General features: G+C 70.2%; 14 protein-coding genes and 2 pseudogenes. 8 read left to right on the top strand and 8 right to left on the bottom strand.

Translation table 11 applies throughout. The features are described from left to right. The first annotated feature begins 17 nt into the window (after positions 1-17). From atpF to BJF83_RS16825, 8 genes and pseudogenes are all read left to right on the top strand, one after another. Complete coding sequence (gene atpF, locus BJF83_RS16860) at positions 18-566, top strand: F0F1 ATP synthase subunit B (protein ID WP_075927050.1); 549 nt, start codon at positions 18-20, stop codon at positions 564-566. After that, on the top strand, positions 566-1,387 hold the full coding sequence (locus BJF83_RS16855) for a F0F1 ATP synthase subunit delta (protein WP_075927049.1): 822 nt from the start codon (positions 566-568) through the stop codon (positions 1,385-1,387). The genes atpF and BJF83_RS16855 overlap by 1 nt, the downstream gene beginning before the upstream one ends. A gap of 71 nt (positions 1,388-1,458) precedes the next feature. Next, positions 1,459-3,090, top strand: coding sequence for a F0F1 ATP synthase subunit alpha (atpA, locus tag BJF83_RS16850; RefSeq protein WP_075927048.1), 1,632 nt, complete (start codon positions 1,459-1,461; stop codon positions 3,088-3,090). Between the two features lie 3 nt (positions 3,091-3,093). Continuing rightward, on the top strand, positions 3,094-4,008 hold the full coding sequence (locus BJF83_RS16845) for a F0F1 ATP synthase subunit gamma (RefSeq protein WP_075927047.1): 915 nt from the start codon (positions 3,094-3,096) through the stop codon (positions 4,006-4,008). A gap of 5 nt (positions 4,009-4,013) precedes the next feature. Then, positions 4,014-5,456, top strand: a complete 1,443-nt coding sequence (gene atpD / locus BJF83_RS16840) for a F0F1 ATP synthase subunit beta (protein ID WP_075927046.1) — start codon at positions 4,014-4,016, stop codon at positions 5,454-5,456. 71 nt (positions 5,457-5,527) lie between these two features. Next, a pseudogene (locus tag BJF83_RS16835) lies at positions 5,528-5,916 on the top strand (F0F1 ATP synthase subunit epsilon). A 24-nt stretch (positions 5,917-5,940) separates the two neighbouring features. After that, on the top strand, positions 5,941-6,474 hold the full coding sequence (locus BJF83_RS16830) for a DUF2550 domain-containing protein (RefSeq protein WP_075927045.1): 534 nt from the start codon (positions 5,941-5,943) through the stop codon (positions 6,472-6,474). 4 nt (positions 6,475-6,478) lie between these two features. Next, entirely contained in the window at positions 6,479-6,772 is a 294-nt protein-coding gene (locus BJF83_RS16825; RefSeq protein WP_017600345.1) for a thiamine-binding protein, read from the top strand. A 135-nt stretch (positions 6,773-6,907) separates the two neighbouring features. Here the strand turns inward: BJF83_RS16825 and BJF83_RS16820 are convergent, their stop codons facing one another. From BJF83_RS16820 to nucS, 8 genes and pseudogenes are all read right to left on the bottom strand, one after another. Continuing rightward, complete coding sequence (locus BJF83_RS16820; RefSeq protein WP_075927044.1) at positions 6,908-7,504, bottom strand: cob(I)yrinic acid a,c-diamide adenosyltransferase; 597 nt, start codon at positions 7,502-7,504, stop codon at positions 6,908-6,910. Positions 7,505-7,777: 273 nt separating this feature from the next. Then, positions 7,778-9,239, bottom strand: a pseudogene (locus BJF83_RS16815) (M20/M25/M40 family metallo-hydrolase). A 319-nt stretch (positions 9,240-9,558) separates the two neighbouring features. Continuing rightward, entirely contained in the window at positions 9,559-10,224 is a 666-nt protein-coding gene (locus tag BJF83_RS16810) for a DUF1707 domain-containing protein (RefSeq protein WP_075927043.1), read from the bottom strand. A 72-nt stretch (positions 10,225-10,296) separates the two neighbouring features. Then, complete coding sequence (locus BJF83_RS16805) at positions 10,297-10,869, bottom strand: response regulator transcription factor (protein WP_394329350.1); 573 nt, start codon at positions 10,867-10,869, stop codon at positions 10,297-10,299. A 56-nt stretch (positions 10,870-10,925) separates the two neighbouring features. Then, positions 10,926-12,173, bottom strand: coding sequence for a sensor histidine kinase (locus BJF83_RS16800; protein ID WP_075927041.1), 1,248 nt, complete (start codon positions 12,171-12,173; stop codon positions 10,926-10,928). Positions 12,174-12,178: 5 nt separating this feature from the next. Next, positions 12,179-12,997: an ABC transporter permease gene (locus tag BJF83_RS16795; protein ID WP_075927040.1), complete on the bottom strand. Its 819-nt coding sequence runs from the start codon at positions 12,995-12,997 to the stop codon at positions 12,179-12,181. Then, complete coding sequence (locus BJF83_RS16790; protein ID WP_075927039.1) at positions 12,994-13,875, bottom strand: ABC transporter ATP-binding protein; 882 nt, start codon at positions 13,873-13,875, stop codon at positions 12,994-12,996. Before BJF83_RS16790 ends, BJF83_RS16795 begins: the two co-directional genes overlap by 4 nt. Before the next feature lie 103 nt (positions 13,876-13,978). Continuing rightward, positions 13,979-14,656, bottom strand: coding sequence for an endonuclease NucS (nucS, locus tag BJF83_RS16785; protein ID WP_075927038.1), 678 nt, complete (start codon positions 14,654-14,656; stop codon positions 13,979-13,981). Between the last annotated feature and the right edge of the window lie 417 nt (positions 14,657-15,073).

Here is a 15,073-nt window from a genome sequence, read left to right as displayed (position 1 = left end):
CACAGAACGCGAAGGGGATGCCAACCGTGATTTTGGCAGCTGAACATGAGAACGTCCTGCGGATTCACTGGGACGAGTTCACCTTCGGTCTCATCGCCTTCCTCGTCATCCTCGGCGTCGTCTACAAGATGTGGCCGAAGCTGACGAAGGCGCTTGACGAGCGTGCCGACCAGATCGAGGGTGGCATCGCTCGCGCTCAGAAGGCCGAGACCGAGGCGGACGAGATCCGCCAGCAGTACAAGGAGAAGCTCGAAGAGGCGCACCGCGAGTACGCCCAGGAGCTGGAGAAGGCCAAGGAGCAGCGCGCGGCGATCATCGCCGAGGCTCGCGAGGAGGCCCAGGCCGAGGCGCGTCGCATCGTCGAGGCCGCCCAGGTCCAGATCGAGGCCGACCGCCAGCAGGCCTTCCTCCAGCTCCGCGGTGAGATCGGCGCCCTGTCGACCGAGCTCGCCACCCGCATCGTCGGTGAGACCCTCGGCGACGACGCCGCGCGCTCGCGCGTGGTGGACCGGTTCCTGGAGGAGCTGGAGCGGAGCGAGGGCTCGACGCAGGCCGAGGTGCGCTGATGCGTGGTATCAGCCGTACCTCCCTGGCAGAGGTGACCCGGCGCCTGGACGAGAACGTCCTGGCGTCGGCCGACGCCGGTCAGTTCGCGGTCGCCCTGGGCCGTGAGCTCTTCGAGGTCGTCGCCCTGCTGAGCGGCCAGCACTCGCTCCGCCGCTGGTTGGCGGACCAGTCCAACCCGGCCGAGGCCAAGACCGCCCTGGCCGGGCAGCTGCTGGAGAACAAGGTGTCGCCGTCCACGCTCATCGTGGTGGGCGACGTCGTCCAGCAGGACTGGTCCTCCGCGGCCGACATGGTCGAGACCGTCGAGCGCATGGGCGTGTACGCCACCGTCGCCTCCGTCGAGGGCACACGCCTGGACGAACTGGAGGACGAGCTGTTCCGCTTCCAGCGGATCGTCGTCGCCCAGCCGGAGCTGCGCGCGGCGCTCACCCGTGACGGCGTCGCCCCCGACGCGCTGCGTTCGCTGGTGGAGACTTTGCTCGCGGGCAAGGTCAGCGCCGCGACGCTGGCCCTGGTCGGCGAGGCGGTCGTCCGTCCCAGGGGACGTACTCTGGAGCAGGCGCTCGAACACTTCGGGCATCTGGTCGCCGAGCGGGCCCAGCGGTACATCGCCGTGGTCCGCGCCGCGCACGCCCTGAGCGAGGCCCAGCAGGAGCGCCTGCGGGCCGTGCTCACCCGGAAGTACGGCCGTGACATCCACCTGAACATCGAGATCGTCCCCGAGGTCCTGGGTGGACTCTCCATCCAGGTGGGCGACGAGGTCATCGACGACACCATCGCCGGGCGCATCGCTGAGGTCCAGCGCCGTCTGGCTGGCTGACACACGCGAACACGCAAGGCAAGCACGCACGCGCCGGCCCGGCGCCATTTGAGAGCAAGGACAACGCAGAGATGGCGGAGCTGACGATCCGGCCGGATGAGATCCGGGACGCGCTGCAGCGCTTCGTCCAGTCGTACGAGCCTGACGCCACCCGCGCGGAAGAGGTCGGAACCGTCACCTACTCCGGTGACGGCATCGCCCGCGTCGGTGGCCTTCCCTCGGCGATGGCGAACGAGCTGCTGAAGTTCGAGGACGGCACCCTGGGCCTGGCCCAGAACCTGGAGATCGGTGAGATCGGTGCTGTCGTGCTGGGCGACTTCACCAGCATCGAGGAGGGCCAGAAGGTGCGGCGCACCGGCCAGGTCCTCTCGGTGCCGGTGGGCGACGACTTCCTGGGCCGCGTGGTGGACCCCCTGGGCTCCCCTATCGACGGCAAGGGCGAGATCGAGACGACCGAGCGGCGTGAGCTGGAGCTCCAGGCCGCGACGGTGATGGAGCGCAAGCCGGTCCACGAGCCGCTCCAGACCGGAATCAAGGCGATCGACACGATGACCCCGGTCGGCCGCGGACAGCGCCAGCTGGTCATCGGCGACCGCCAGACCGGCAAGACCGCGGTCTGCATCGACGCGATCATCAACCAGAAGGCCAACTGGGAGACCGGCGACCCCGACAAGCAGGTGCGCTGCATCTACGTCGCGATCGGCCAGAAGGGCTCCACGATCGCCGGTGTACGCGGCGCCCTGGAAGAGGCCGGCGCGATGGAGTACACCACCATCGTCGCCGCTCCTGCGTCCGACCCCGCGGGCTTCAAGTACCTGGCCCCCTACACCGGTTCGGCCCTGGGCCAGCACTGGATGTACGAGGGCAAGCACGTCCTCATCGTCTTCGACGACCTGACCAAGCAGGCCGAGGCCTACCGCGCCGTGTCCCTGCTGCTGCGCCGCCCGCCGGGCCGTGAGGCCTACCCGGGTGACGTCTTCTACCTGCACTCCCGTCTCCTGGAGCGCTGCGCGAAGCTCTCCGACGAGATGGGCCGGGGCTCGATGACCGCGCTGCCGATCATCGAGACCAAGGCGGGCGACGTCTCGGCGTACATCCCCACCAACGTCATCTCCATCACCGACGGCCAGGTCTTCCTGGAGAGCGACCTGTTCAACCAGGGTCAGCGCCCGGCCATCAACGTCGGTGTCTCGGTCTCCCGCGTCGGTGGCGCGGCGCAGACCAAGGCGACCAAGGGCGTCTCCGGCACGCTCCGTCTGAGCCTGGCGCAGTACCGAGAGCTGGAGGCCTTCTCCGCCTTCGGTTCGGACCTGGACGCGGTCTCCAAGCAGCAGTTGGAGCGCGGCGCCCGGATGATGGAGCTGCTCAAGCAGGGCCAGTACTCCCCGTTCTCGATGGAGAAGACGGTCGTGTCCATCTGGGCCGGCACCACCGGCAAGCTGGACGACGTCCCGGTTGAGGACGTGCGCCGCTTCGAGGAGGACTTCCTGGCCTACCTCGACCGCGAGCACGCGGGCGTCCTGGCGAGCATCCGCGACACCGGCAAGTTCGAGGACACCGACAAGAAGACCCTCGAAGGCGCCGTCGAGAAGTTCAAGCAGGGCTTCCAGACCTCCGCGGGCACGATGCTCGGCGCCGCCGAGGCGCTGGACGGGGAGAAGGTCGGCCAGGAGACCATCAAGGTCGCCAAGGGCGGGAAGTAACCCATGGGCGCACAGCTTCGCGTCTATCGCCGGAGGATCCGCTCGACCAAGTCGATGGCGAAGATCACCCGCGCGATGGAGCTCATCGCCACGACGCGCATCACCAAGGCGCAGCGTGCCGCTGAGGCTGCCGGACCCTACGCGCGGGAGATCACGCGGGCCGTGTCGGCCCTGGCGGCACGCGTCAGCGACCACCCGTTGCTGACGGAGTCGGACCAGCCCACCCGCGCGGCCGTCCTCGTCATCACCAGTGACAAGGGCCTGGCCGGCGCCTTCTCGGCGAACGTGCTCAAGGAGGCGGACGCCCTGACCCGGCTCCTCCGGGAGCAGGGCAAGGAGGTCCTCACGTACATGGTGGGCCGCAAGGGCGTGATGTTCTACAGCTTCCGCGACCGTCCGGTCGAGGCGAGCTGGGAGGGCATCACCGAGCGGCCGACCTACGCGCACGCCCAGGAGATCGGCTCCGCGCTGCTGGAGAGGTTCACCGCTGACGCGGCCGACGGCGGCGTCGACGAGATCCACGTCATCTCGACGGAGTTCGTCTCCATGCTGACCCAGCGCGCGCACACCGTCCGCGCCCTCCCCATGGAGGTCGAGGAGGTGTCGCGCGAGGAGTTGGAGGCCGAGCAGGGTCCGCTGTCCCTGTACGAGTTCGAGCCGTCCGCGGAGGAGGCCCTGAACCGGCTGCTGCCGCAGTACGTCCAGAACAGGATCTTCTTCGCGCTCCTGGAGTCCGCCGCGTCCCAGCAGGCGTCCCGTCGCGCGGCCATGAAGGCCGCGACCGACAACGCCGAGGAGCTCGCCAAGAACCTGACCCGACTGGCCAACCAGGCGCGTCAGGCCGAGATCACCAACGAGATCAGTGAGATTGTCGGCGGTGCCGACGCGCTCGCTGCTGCCAGCGCGGGAAGTGAGTAACAAAAGTGACTGCGACTGTTGAAGGGACGGCTGGGGCTGGCACCGCCACCGGCCGCATCGCCCGGGTCACCGGCCCGGTCGTCGACGTGGAGTTCCCCGTCGGCTCCCTCCCTGCCCTCTACAACGCCCTGCACACCGACGTCACCGTCGGCGGCAAGGAGAAGACCATCACCCTGGAGGTCGCCCAGCACCTGGGTGACAACCTGGTGCGGACCGTCTCCCTCGCCCCGCAGGACGGCATGGTCCGCGGCGCCGAGGTGCGCGACACCGGCGCCCCGATCAGCGTCCCCGTGGGCGACGTCGTCAAGGGCCACGTGTTCAACACCCTGGGCGAGGCCCTGGACGTGCCGACCTCGGAGCTGAACGTCACCGAGCGCTGGCCGATCCACCGCGACGCCCCGGCCTTCGACCAGCTTGAGTCCAAGACCGAGATGATGGTCACGGGCATCAAGGTGATCGACCTCCTCACCCCGTACGTGCGCGGTGGGAAGATCGGTCTGTTCGGTGGCGCCGGCGTCGGCAAGACCGTGCTGATCCAGGAGATGATCACCCGTATCGCCCGCAACTTCGGCGGTGTGTCGGTGTTCGCCGGCGTCGGTGAGCGCACCCGTGAGGGCACGGACCTCTTCCTGGAGATGGACGAGATGGAGGTCCTCCAGGACACCGCTCTCGTCTTCGGCCAGATGGACGAGCCTCCGGGCACCCGACTGCGCGTGGCGCTGTCCGCCCTGACGATGGCGGAGTACTTCCGCGACGTCCAGAAGCAGGACGTGCTCCTGTTCATCGACAACATCTTCCGTTTCACCCAGGCGGGTTCGGAGGTCTCCACGCTGCTGGGGCGCATGCCCTCGGCCGTGGGCTACCAGCCCAACCTGGCGGACGAGATGGGTCAGCTCCAGGAGCGGATCACCTCCACGCGTGGTCACTCGATCACCTCGATGCAGGCGATCTACGTCCCCGCGGACGACTACACCGACCCGGCCCCGGCGACGACCTTCGCCCACCTGGACGCGACGACCGAGCTCTCCCGCCCGATCTCGCAGAAGGGCATCTACCCGGCGGTGGACCCGCTGGCCTCCACCTCGCGCATCCTCGACCCGCAGTACGTGGGCGAGGAGCACTACCAGGTGGCCCAGCGCGTGAAGGAGATCCTGCAGCGCAACAACGACCTGCAGGACCAGATCGCCATTCTCGGTATGGACGAGCTGTCCGAAGAGGACAAGATCATCGTCAACCGGGCGCGGCGCCTGGAGCGCTTCCTCTCGCAGAACATGTTCGTCGCCGAGAAGTTCACCGGCAACCCGGGCGTGTTCGTGCCGCTGGAGGAGACCATCGCCTCTTTCAAGGCGCTCTGCGACGGTGAGTACGACCACCTGCCCGAGCAGGCGTTCCTCGACGTCGGCAACATCGAGATGGCCGTCGAGAAGGCCAAGAAGCTGCAGGGCTAGTTGTTCTTGCGGGCGGGCCGGCCGTGGGCCGACCCGCCCGAACTCGCCCGCTAGCCGAGGAGTTTGTGGCAGTGTCGAAGAAGCTTTTCGTCGAGATCGTCTCTCCCGAACGTGAGGTTTGGGCGGGCGAGGGCGACATGGTCATCGCCAAGACCGTCGACGGTGAGATCGGTGTGCAGCCGGGGCACCTGCCGGTGCTCGCGCTCCTGGCACAGGACGCGGTCGTGCGCGTGCTGGGCGCGCGCGAGACCGGCGAGGTGCGGGCAGCCGCGCACGGCGGTTTCGTGTCGGTCAGCGCCCAGGGCCGGGTCTCGATCCTCGCCGAGACCGCCGAACTGGCGGAGGACGTCGACGTGGATCGCGCGCGGACCGCGCTGTCCAGCGCCGCCGAGGAGGGTGACAACGACGCCTCGGGCGCGCGCGCAGCCGTCTGCGTGCCGCTGGCGAGGACGTCGCCTAGCCAAACCCGGGACCGAGGGGGGACATGGAGCAGCCGGATTCCGCACAGGCGGGGATGGTGACGGGGTCGACGCAGTGGGTCGCCCTCGTCCTGCTCCTGGTCCTCCTGGTGGTGCTCGCCGCCGCCACCCTGCGCCGGTGGGCCCTGATACGGCGCGGCGGGGCCGTGGAGTGTTATCTGCGCGCCCCCGGAGTGCCGGGACGCCGGGGCTCCTGGCGTATCGGCTTCGGCCGTTACGGCTCGGAGAGCCTGGGCTGGTTCCCGATCTTCTCCCTCAGACCGCGGCCGACGGCGATGCTGTCGCGCCGCGGTCTCGTCGTCGTGGGACGGCGTGCCCCCGACGAGGGCGACCGGGCTCACCTGCCGAGCGACGTGAGCGTCGTCCAGATCGCCTGGCTGGGCGCGGACGGCGGCGATCCGGAGGCCGCGGAGTTCGAGATCGCGATGGGTGACGCCGCTCTGACGGGTTTCCTGTCCTGGATGGAGTCGATGCCCCCGGGGACCGGTGGGAGGCGTGAGTGTCGTCCTTCACAGGGCGTCGACCGCGGTCTAGGGTGACCCCATGATCGTCGCTTTCTCCGTGACTCCGCTCGGTACGGACGAGCACATCGCGCCCGCCGTCGCCCGCGCGGTGAAGGTGGTCCGCGACAGCGGGCTGCCCAACGAGACCACGTCCATGTTCACCAGTGTCGAGGGCGAGTGGGACGAGGTGATGGACGTCGTCAGGCGCGCGGTCGACGCCGCCGGGCAGGGCGCGCACCGGATCAGTCTGACCCTCAAGGCGGACATCCGCGAGGGTGTGGTCGACGGCCTGCACAGCAAGGTGGAGGCCGTCGAACGCGAGCTCGCGCGGTAGAGCCTTCGGGGCCCGCCGGGGCGGGTGGGGACGGGACCGCGCCTCCGCCGGGGCGGTGGAGGACACGGGGCGGGCCAGGGCGTGCGCCGTGGATGCCGCCCGTCGCGCGGCGGGGTATGCGCCGTCGAACACGCCCTAGCGTTCCCCGCCGGGCTTCCAGAGCACCTCGTCGCCCTCCTCGGCCACGTGCCGGCCGAGGATGAACAGCAGGTCCGACAGGCGATTGAGGTAGCGCGCGGTGAGCGGGTTGACCGTCCCGCCGTGCTCCTCGATCGCCGCCCACACGCTGCGCTCGGCCCTGCGGACCACGATCCGCGCGGAGTGCAGCAGCGCGACCGTGGGCGAGCCGCCGGGCAGGATGAAACTGCGCAGCGTGGGCAGGTCGGCGTTGTAGCGGTCGCAGGCCTCCTCCAGCCGGGTGACGTACTCGGGAAGGACGCGCAGGGGCGGGAACTTCGGGTCGGGCGTGATCGGGGTGGACAGGTCGGCCCCGAGGTCGAACAGTTCGTTCTGCACCCGTGCGAGCAGGGCGCGCACGTCGTCGGGGACCTCGCCCAGGGCCAGGGCGACGCCGATGGCGGCGTTGGCCTCCTCGGTGTCGGCGTACCCGACCAGCCGCGTGTCGTTCTTGCCCGTCCGGCTCATGTCACCGAGTGCGGTGGTGCCCTGGTCGCCGGTGCGTGTGTAGATCTTCGACAGTACGACCGGTGTGTCCGTGTCCCTTTTGGTCATGGGGCCAGCCTATGCCGCGGTGGTCAGGTGAAAGTCGTGTGACGGAGGATAACTGTTCCGCATCATGGGGTGAAGGTGACCCATGTCACTGCTACCTTGTTGCACACAGGGAGCTACTCAACGTAGTTTCCGCACGGTGTCCATAGCGGCGGACCCGAGTGGATGAGGATGAGGGGGGCCACCCGGGCACGCCGTGGAGGGGGAGGCACCGTTCGGGGCGGGCGGCGTGGAACCGGGGGGTTCACGCCGTCCGCCCCGACTTCGGTCAGGGTTCTAGCGGACCCATTCGTCGCCCAGGCGCGGGAAGTCCGGCGCCGCGGCGGCACGGAACACACCGTTCACGGGCAGGGTGCTCTCGGCGAAGAACTCCACCGCGTAGGCGCCCGCCGCCGACAGGTCGCTCAGAGAGTCGCTGCTGACGTTCGCCATGCTGTCCTCGGCGGTGTGGTAGTACGGGTCGTAGGTCTCACCGGCCGTACCGCCGTACCACTCGACCTGTTCCTCGGTCTTGACGCCGTCGGCGCCGCTGAACAGACCGCCGACCGGGACGCCCGCGAGGCTGAACGGCCGGTAGTCGGTGCGTCCGCTGAGCACGCCGGGCTCGCTGACCTGGCCCTGCGAGTCGAAGTACTCCTTCAGGACGGCCGCGATCGCCCCCGAGCCGGACGGCGCGGCCTCGGAGTCGGGCAGCTCTCCGCCGCCGTCGAGGATGAACCGGGCGTAGTTGCTGGACCCGATCATGTCGAAGTTGAGGTAGAGCGCGATGTCGTCGAGCTCGCCCTCGTCCAGACCCTCGACGTAGCGGGTGGAGCCGATCAGGCCGCTCTCCTCGGTGCCCCAGAAGGCGAACCGGACCTGGTTCCGGGGCGGGGCCTGCTCGGCGAGCTGGATGGCCGTCTCCAGGACGAAGGCGGTGCCGCTGCCATTGTCGTTCATGCCCGCGCCCTCCTCGACACTGTCGAGGTGGCCGCCGACCACCACGACGTTGTCGTCGCGACCGCGAGCGGTCTCGGCCAGGATGTTGAACGACTCGCGGGTCTGCACGACGCTGTCGACCATGACCCGCAGCTCCAGGGCGTCCCCGGCTGCCAGCAGGTCCGCGCCCGCGGCGCCGGAAACGCCGACGGCCGGGATCTCGGACGGATCGCTGAGGGTACCGGAGAGGAGTTCGTCGGAGCTGTTGATCACCAGGACCGCGGAGGCCCCCGCGTCGGCAGCGTTCTGGGTCTTCTGGGCGAAGGAGCAGGCGCCGCGCATGGTGACCGCGACCGCTCCTGCGGGGAAGCCCGCGAAGTCGTCGGCGGTGCAGCCGCTGTCGCCGCCGGTGATGTCCACCTGGACGCCGGGAGCGGTCACATCGCCCGCGGCGGAGTAGGACATGGTTCTGTAGTCAGTCCCGTTGACCAGGTCGACCCGTTCGGGCGCGGTCTGGGTCAGGACGGCGTCGGAGTTCTCCTCCCAGGCCGTGTACTCGTAGTAGTCGCGGTAGGCTCGTACCCCGCCCGCTCCAACTGGTTCTCGACGTACAGGGCGGCCACGTCGTAGCCCGGTGTCCCCGAGGCGCGGTTGCCGCCGTTGTAGCGGGCGATGGTGGCGAGGTTCTCCATGTGCTGCTCGATCGCTCCGGTGGTCACCATCTCCGGGAGCGTGTCGGGCAGTCGGGCGGGGTCGGTGGGCCCCGCGGCGTGGGCGGGCGCCCGGCCGCGAGGGTTCCGGCGGCCATCAGGGCGGCCATGAGCCCCGCGGTCGCCGTGCGCCGGGCCGTGGGGGAGGGGGATGCTCCCCGGCGGTGTCGTCGAACGCGGTCGTGGATCGGTCGCAACGAGCCTCCTCCGTCGTTCGGGGCCGTCACACCGCGGTCGCGGGGGACGGACACCCGCTCATGGGTGAAGCGACCGGTGCAGCCTGTCACCGGTCGGAGGAGTACGGCAAGATCCGGTGGGAGAAATTGCCACAAAAAGCCAAGGGCCTTACGTCCGGCTGATCACTGTGGTCCGATGAAGGGCTCGTTTCGAACAGAACGTCTGGAGAGCGTGCGTCGCCGGGCCCCGTGCTCAGTCGTCGGTCTCCCGCTGATGCTTGCGCCGCTTGTACCTGACGTCCACACCGCCCATGATCGCGAAGCCCCGGACGTGCACGATCGGCGCGTTCGGCGCCGCCGGGCCGCGTCGGCCCCGGCCGCCCCCGAACCCGCCCATGATGGGCAGGCCGTGCACCCGCACCTCGATGTCGTCGGGGGCGACGATGTCGATCCCGCCCATGACGCAACCGGTCCAGATGGTGGTCTCGCGTTGGGTGAACCGGGCCTCGCGCAGGTCGAGGTCGACCCCGCCCATGCAGGTCGCGGCGACGAAGTGGCCTGGGACCACCCAGTTCCCGGACCGGTCCGCGCCGCCCATGACCGCGACCGCGAGGCGGCTGGTGGGCTCGGCCGCCGTGACTCTCGCCCCGCCGAAGAGCGACGCGGGACCGCCGGGGGCGGTCGGGGCCGCCGGCGCGGCGTCCCCGCTCAGCTCGGGCAGGTCCGCGGTGATGGGGACCAGTTCACCGAGTGTCTTGGCCTGGTAGACCGCCTCCAGGCGCTCGCTGTGCTCGTCGGGGTCCAGACGGCCCTCCGCGAGGGCCTCGCGGAGCAGGTGCGCCACGCGGTCGCGGTCCGCGTCGGAGGCGCGCATCCGGCCCTCGCCCGAGGGGGTGATCTCGTTCATTGTCTCCACCATAGATCGATTGTTCGGCTTCGGGAGGGCCCGTCGCATCGGGGTCGGTCCCTGGCCCGACCCCGATTCACCCGATCACGCACCGGGGAGCAGCCCCCGGCGGATCGCCTGGCTCACGGCCGCCGTGCGGTCGGCCACCCCCAGTTTGTCGTAGGCGCGCATCAGGTGCGTCTTGACCGTGGTCGCGCTGATGTGCAGCGCCCGGCCGATCTCGGCGTTGGTGCGGCCGTCGGACGCCAGACGCAGCACCTCGATCTCCCGGGGTGAGAGGGCGGGGGTCTCCGGGCGGCGCCGCATCCCCGCCACCAGCCGACCCGTGACGGAGGCGGCGAGCACCGTCTCCCCTCGGGCGGCGGCCCGCACGGCCTCGGCGAGTTGGGCCCGCGGGGTGTCCTTGAGCAGGTAGCCGGTGGCCCCGGCCTCCACCGCGCGCAGGATGTCGGTGTCGGTGTCGTAGGTGGTGAGCACCAGCACGTGGCAGTCGGGACGTTCGGCGCGGATGCGTTCGGTGGCCGCCACGCCGTCGCCGCCGGGCATGCGCAGGTCCATGAGGACGACGTCGGGGGCGAGGGCGGCGGTCTGGGCGACCGCCTCGGGGCCGCTGGCGGCGTCTCCCACGATCTCCAGGTCGGCCTCGGCGCCGAGCATCCCGCGGATGCCCTCCCGGACCACGGGGTGGTCGTCGACCAACAGGACACGGATCGTCACGGTGCGGCCCTTCTCTCACAGGAGGCGACACGGGTGGTGGGAGCCGCGTCGGAGGGCGGCTCGGGGTCCAGGGGCAGCACCAGGCGCACGGTCGTCCCCGCGCCCGGGGCGCTCTCGACCTCGACCAGGCCTCCGAGCGCGTCCGCCCGGGCACGCATCCCGTTGAGGCCGTGCCCGCCCGACCCGCCCGGGACGAATCCGCGCCCGTCGTCGGTCACGGTCAGCTCCACCGACTCCGGGGCGAAGGAGAGTGTGACGTCGGCCCGCCCGGCGCCGGCGTGCTTGCGGATGTTGGCCAGGGCCTCCTGGGTGGCGCGCAGCAGACCCACCTGGTGGGCTCCGGGCAGGACGCCCGGAGCCCCGACCACGCGCAGGCGCGCGGCGACGCCGATCTCGCTCCCGAAGCGCCCGGTGATGCGGGACAGGGCGGCCTCCAGGGTCTCGTTCTCCAACTGGACGGGTTGACGGGCGGCCACCATGGCGCGCGCCTCGGCGAGGTTCTCGGTGGCCGTCTCGCGCATGAGCGCCACATGCCGCCGCGCCAGCGCGGGGTCGGTGTCCAGTTCCGACTCGACCGCCTGGCTGAGCGTGATGATGCTCGTCAGCCCCTGGGCGAGGGTGTCGTGCAGTTCCCTCGCCAGCCGTTCGCGTTCGGCGAGGGCTCCGGCCTCCTCCGACAGCCGTGTGCTCTCCTCCCGGCTGGCGCGCAGCGCCGCGATGAGGTCGGCGCGCTCGTGGCTCTGCGCGATCACCCGCGCGAACCACCGGGCGAACCACAGTGAGAAGAACAGGATGACCAGGAAGATGAGCAGTTCCGGGACCGCGGCCGCCCAGGGGAGGGAGCCGGAGGCGACCCGGAACAGGATCGGGCCGAACAGGAGCGCGGCGGCGGTGGCCGTGCCCAGCCACGCGCCGCCGGTCATGAAGGCGAGCGGAGAGACGGCGAACATGGCGAACGTCGCCGTCGTGGTCAGGGCGAGGGCCGGGACCATCAGCGCCACGAGACCGACCAGGAACGGAATCGTGCGCGGGCTGCCGTAGTACTCCTCCGGGCTCAGGAGGCGCCGCCCGGCGAGGAAATACCAGCCGACCGTGCCGACCAGGAGCGCGGCCGTGGCCCAGCCGCGCCAGCCGGCGCCGGTCGTGACCGCGATCACGGCGATCACCGCCATCGACCCCGTGAAGTAGACGCCCCACGCCCTGCCCACGTGCCAGGCGTGGTCGTCCTCCCGTTCCCCGGTCATCCCCGTTACCCGTCCTCGCTCGTCTTCCATCGGAACGTGGCCAGCGTCAGGACGAGGCCGACCACGCACCACACTCCCAGAACGGCGGCGACGGTCGAAAGGTCCCAGCCCCCGCTGGGCTCCAGCACCGCGGCCTCGTCCGGATAGAAGGCGGCGCGCATACCCTGCGCCATCCACCTGAGGGGGAACAGCGAGGAGGCGTTCACCAGCCAGCCGGGGAGGATTGTCAGCGGCACGAAGACGCCGGAGGTGAACTGCAGTGCCAGGAAGGGGACGACCACGATGGCCGAGGCGGTGCTGGGGCTGCGCGCCAGCGAGCTGAACGCGATCCCGAGCAGCGCACAGGAGATCGTGCCCAACACCAGCACCCAGACCATGGTCGCCCACGCGCCGGGGTCCGTGGGCAGGTCGGCCCCGTACACCCCGACCGCGATCGCCAGCAGCACCGCCACCTGGCCCAGGGCCAGCACGAACACCAGCGCGGTCTTGCCGACGAAGTAGGCCGACGGGGGCATCGGGGTTCCCCGTATCCGCCGCAGGGTTCCGTTCTCACGCTCCAGGGCGATACTGATGGCAAGGTTCTGGAAGCTGACCGACATCAGGCCCATCGCGATCAGCCCGGGCAGGTAGAACTCGGCGGCCGAGATGTCGTCCCCGGTGGAGCCGTCGAAGATCACCCCGAAGAGCAGGAGGATGAGGGCCGGGAGCGCGAACGTGAACGCCACGCTTTCCCAGTGCCGGGCGAACTCGCGCGTCTCCAGCCAGGCCCGGGACAGCCCCACCCGCACCGGTCCGGGCAGCCGCCGCGTCGTCGCGCCGTTCACGCCGCGACCTCCTTCGGTTCGGTCTCCCGGGGGGAGTCGTCGATCAGGTTCAGGTACACGTCCTCCAGGGTGGGCCGGTGCACGGTCAGGCCGGGCACCTCCCCGCGGAAGGCGTCCGACAGCCGTCGCACCACCCGGGTGGGCTCGTCGGTGTCCACACTCCGCGGCTCCCCGTCGGCCAGCCAGGACACGGTCGTCTGCCCGGTCATCCGCCCGCCCAGCGAGTCGGTGGGGCCCTCGGCGCGCACCCGGCCGTGCGCGATCACGCACACCCGGTCGGCCAGTGCCTCGACCTCCTCCAGGTAGTGCGTGGTCAGGACGACGGTGGTGCCGACGGCGGCCAGGTCGCGGACCGTCCGCCAGAAGTCGCGCCGCGCCCGCGGGTCGAACCCGGTGGTGGGTTCGTCGAGGAAGAGCAGTTCGGGTCGGCCCACGATGCCCAGCGCGACGTCCAGGCGGCGCCGTTGGCCGCCGGACAGGGTGTGCGCCAGGGCGTCGGCCCGCTCGGTCAGACCGGCCAGACCGAGGACCTCGTCGACGTCGCGCGGGTGCGGGTAGTACCCGGCGAAGTGGCGGACGACCGCGCGGACGGTCAGGCGGGGGACCTCGGTCTCCTGCTGCCACACGATGCCGATCCGCGACCGCCACCGGCGTCCGGCGCGTGCCGGGTCGGCGCCCAGGACCGTCGCCTCGCCGGCGTCGCGGCCCCGGAAACCGGCGAGGATCCCGGCGGCGGTGGACTTGCCCGCGCCGTTCGGGCCGAGCAGGGCGAACACTTCGCCGCGGTGGATGGTCAGGTCGATGCCGTCGACGGCCGCGCGGCCGTCGTACTCCTTGCGTAGCCCGTGTGCCTCGACGACGGGCGGGGTGGATGCCATGTGTCGATGGTCGCGGGCGGCGTGCCCGCCCGGTATCGGCCGTCCGGTCCGGGGGCCGTCCTCCGTTCGGAGGACAGCCGCGGCGCCGGGACGCGGCGGGCGGTCAGAAGAGGCGCAGCGTGTCCGGTTCGATCCCGCGCAGTTCGTCGTAGTCGAGCACCACGCAGGCGATGCCGCGGTCCTCGGCGAGCACGCGCGCCTGGGGCTTGATCTCCTGCGCCGCGAACACACCGCGCACGGGGGCCAGCGTGGGGTCCCGGTTGAGCAGCTCCAGGTACCGGGTCAGCTGCTCGACACCGTCGATGTCGCCGCGCCGCTTGAGTTCGACGGCCACGGTCGAGCTCGCGCCGTCGCGGCACAGGATGTCGACGGGGCCGATCGCGGTCGGGTACTCGCGGCGGATCAGGGTGTAGCCGTCGCCGAGCGTGGTGATGTGCTCCGCGAGCAGCTCCTGGAGGTGCGCCTCGACACCGTCCTTCTGGAGGCCGGGGTCCTTGCCGAGTTCGTGCGAGGTGTCGTGCATGACCTCCTCGACGGTCAGCACGAGCTTCTCGCCGGACTTGCTGTGGGTGACCGTCCACACGTCAGGACCTTCGTCGACGGTCTCCTCGCGCAGCTTGCACGGCGGGTTCATCCAGTTGAGCGGCTTGAAGGCGCGGTCGTCGGCGTGGACGGACACACTCCCGTCGGCTTTGAAAATTATCAAACGCGTTGCAAGAGGTAGATGGGCTGTGAGCCGTCCAACGTAATCTACGACACAGCGGGCAATAACGAGGCGCATGACCTCAAGGTTGCCACAGACCGGGGCCTGTCGGGCGCGGTCGGAAAGAGGCTGACTGAGTGCCCCTCAGGGCATGGAAGGGCGTCCCCTGGGGTCTCGGGTGTCCCCTGGTGACGGGGAAGGGCAGGGCGCTTCCTGGTCTTACCTCCGGTGATCCTTACTTATCAGACCCCGCCGGGGGCTGGGCTCCGTCTCCGTATACGGGTTTGGGGTTCTTGTCATCTAGGTCTTCTCATGTGCCTTGGCCTGGGAAGATGGCAAGCATGGTGGGTGTGAAAAATTGGGTGATCCTCTCGCAGGAAACAGAAAACCCGCCTTAGAGCTCATCTCAAAAGGCATCGGTGTGCTTGGCCAGGTGCTTGTAGCAGATGAGGATGCAGGCGATGCCGAGCATGGCCAGGAAGTTGGAGGCCTTGC

The sequence above is a fragment of the Nocardiopsis sp. CNR-923 genome (assembly GCF_001942255.1).
Taxonomy (GTDB): domain Bacteria; phylum Actinomycetota; class Actinomycetes; order Streptosporangiales; family Streptosporangiaceae; genus Nocardiopsis.
The sequence above is the reverse complement of the archived record's forward strand: the minus strand, read 5'-3'. Positions and strand labels throughout refer to the sequence as shown.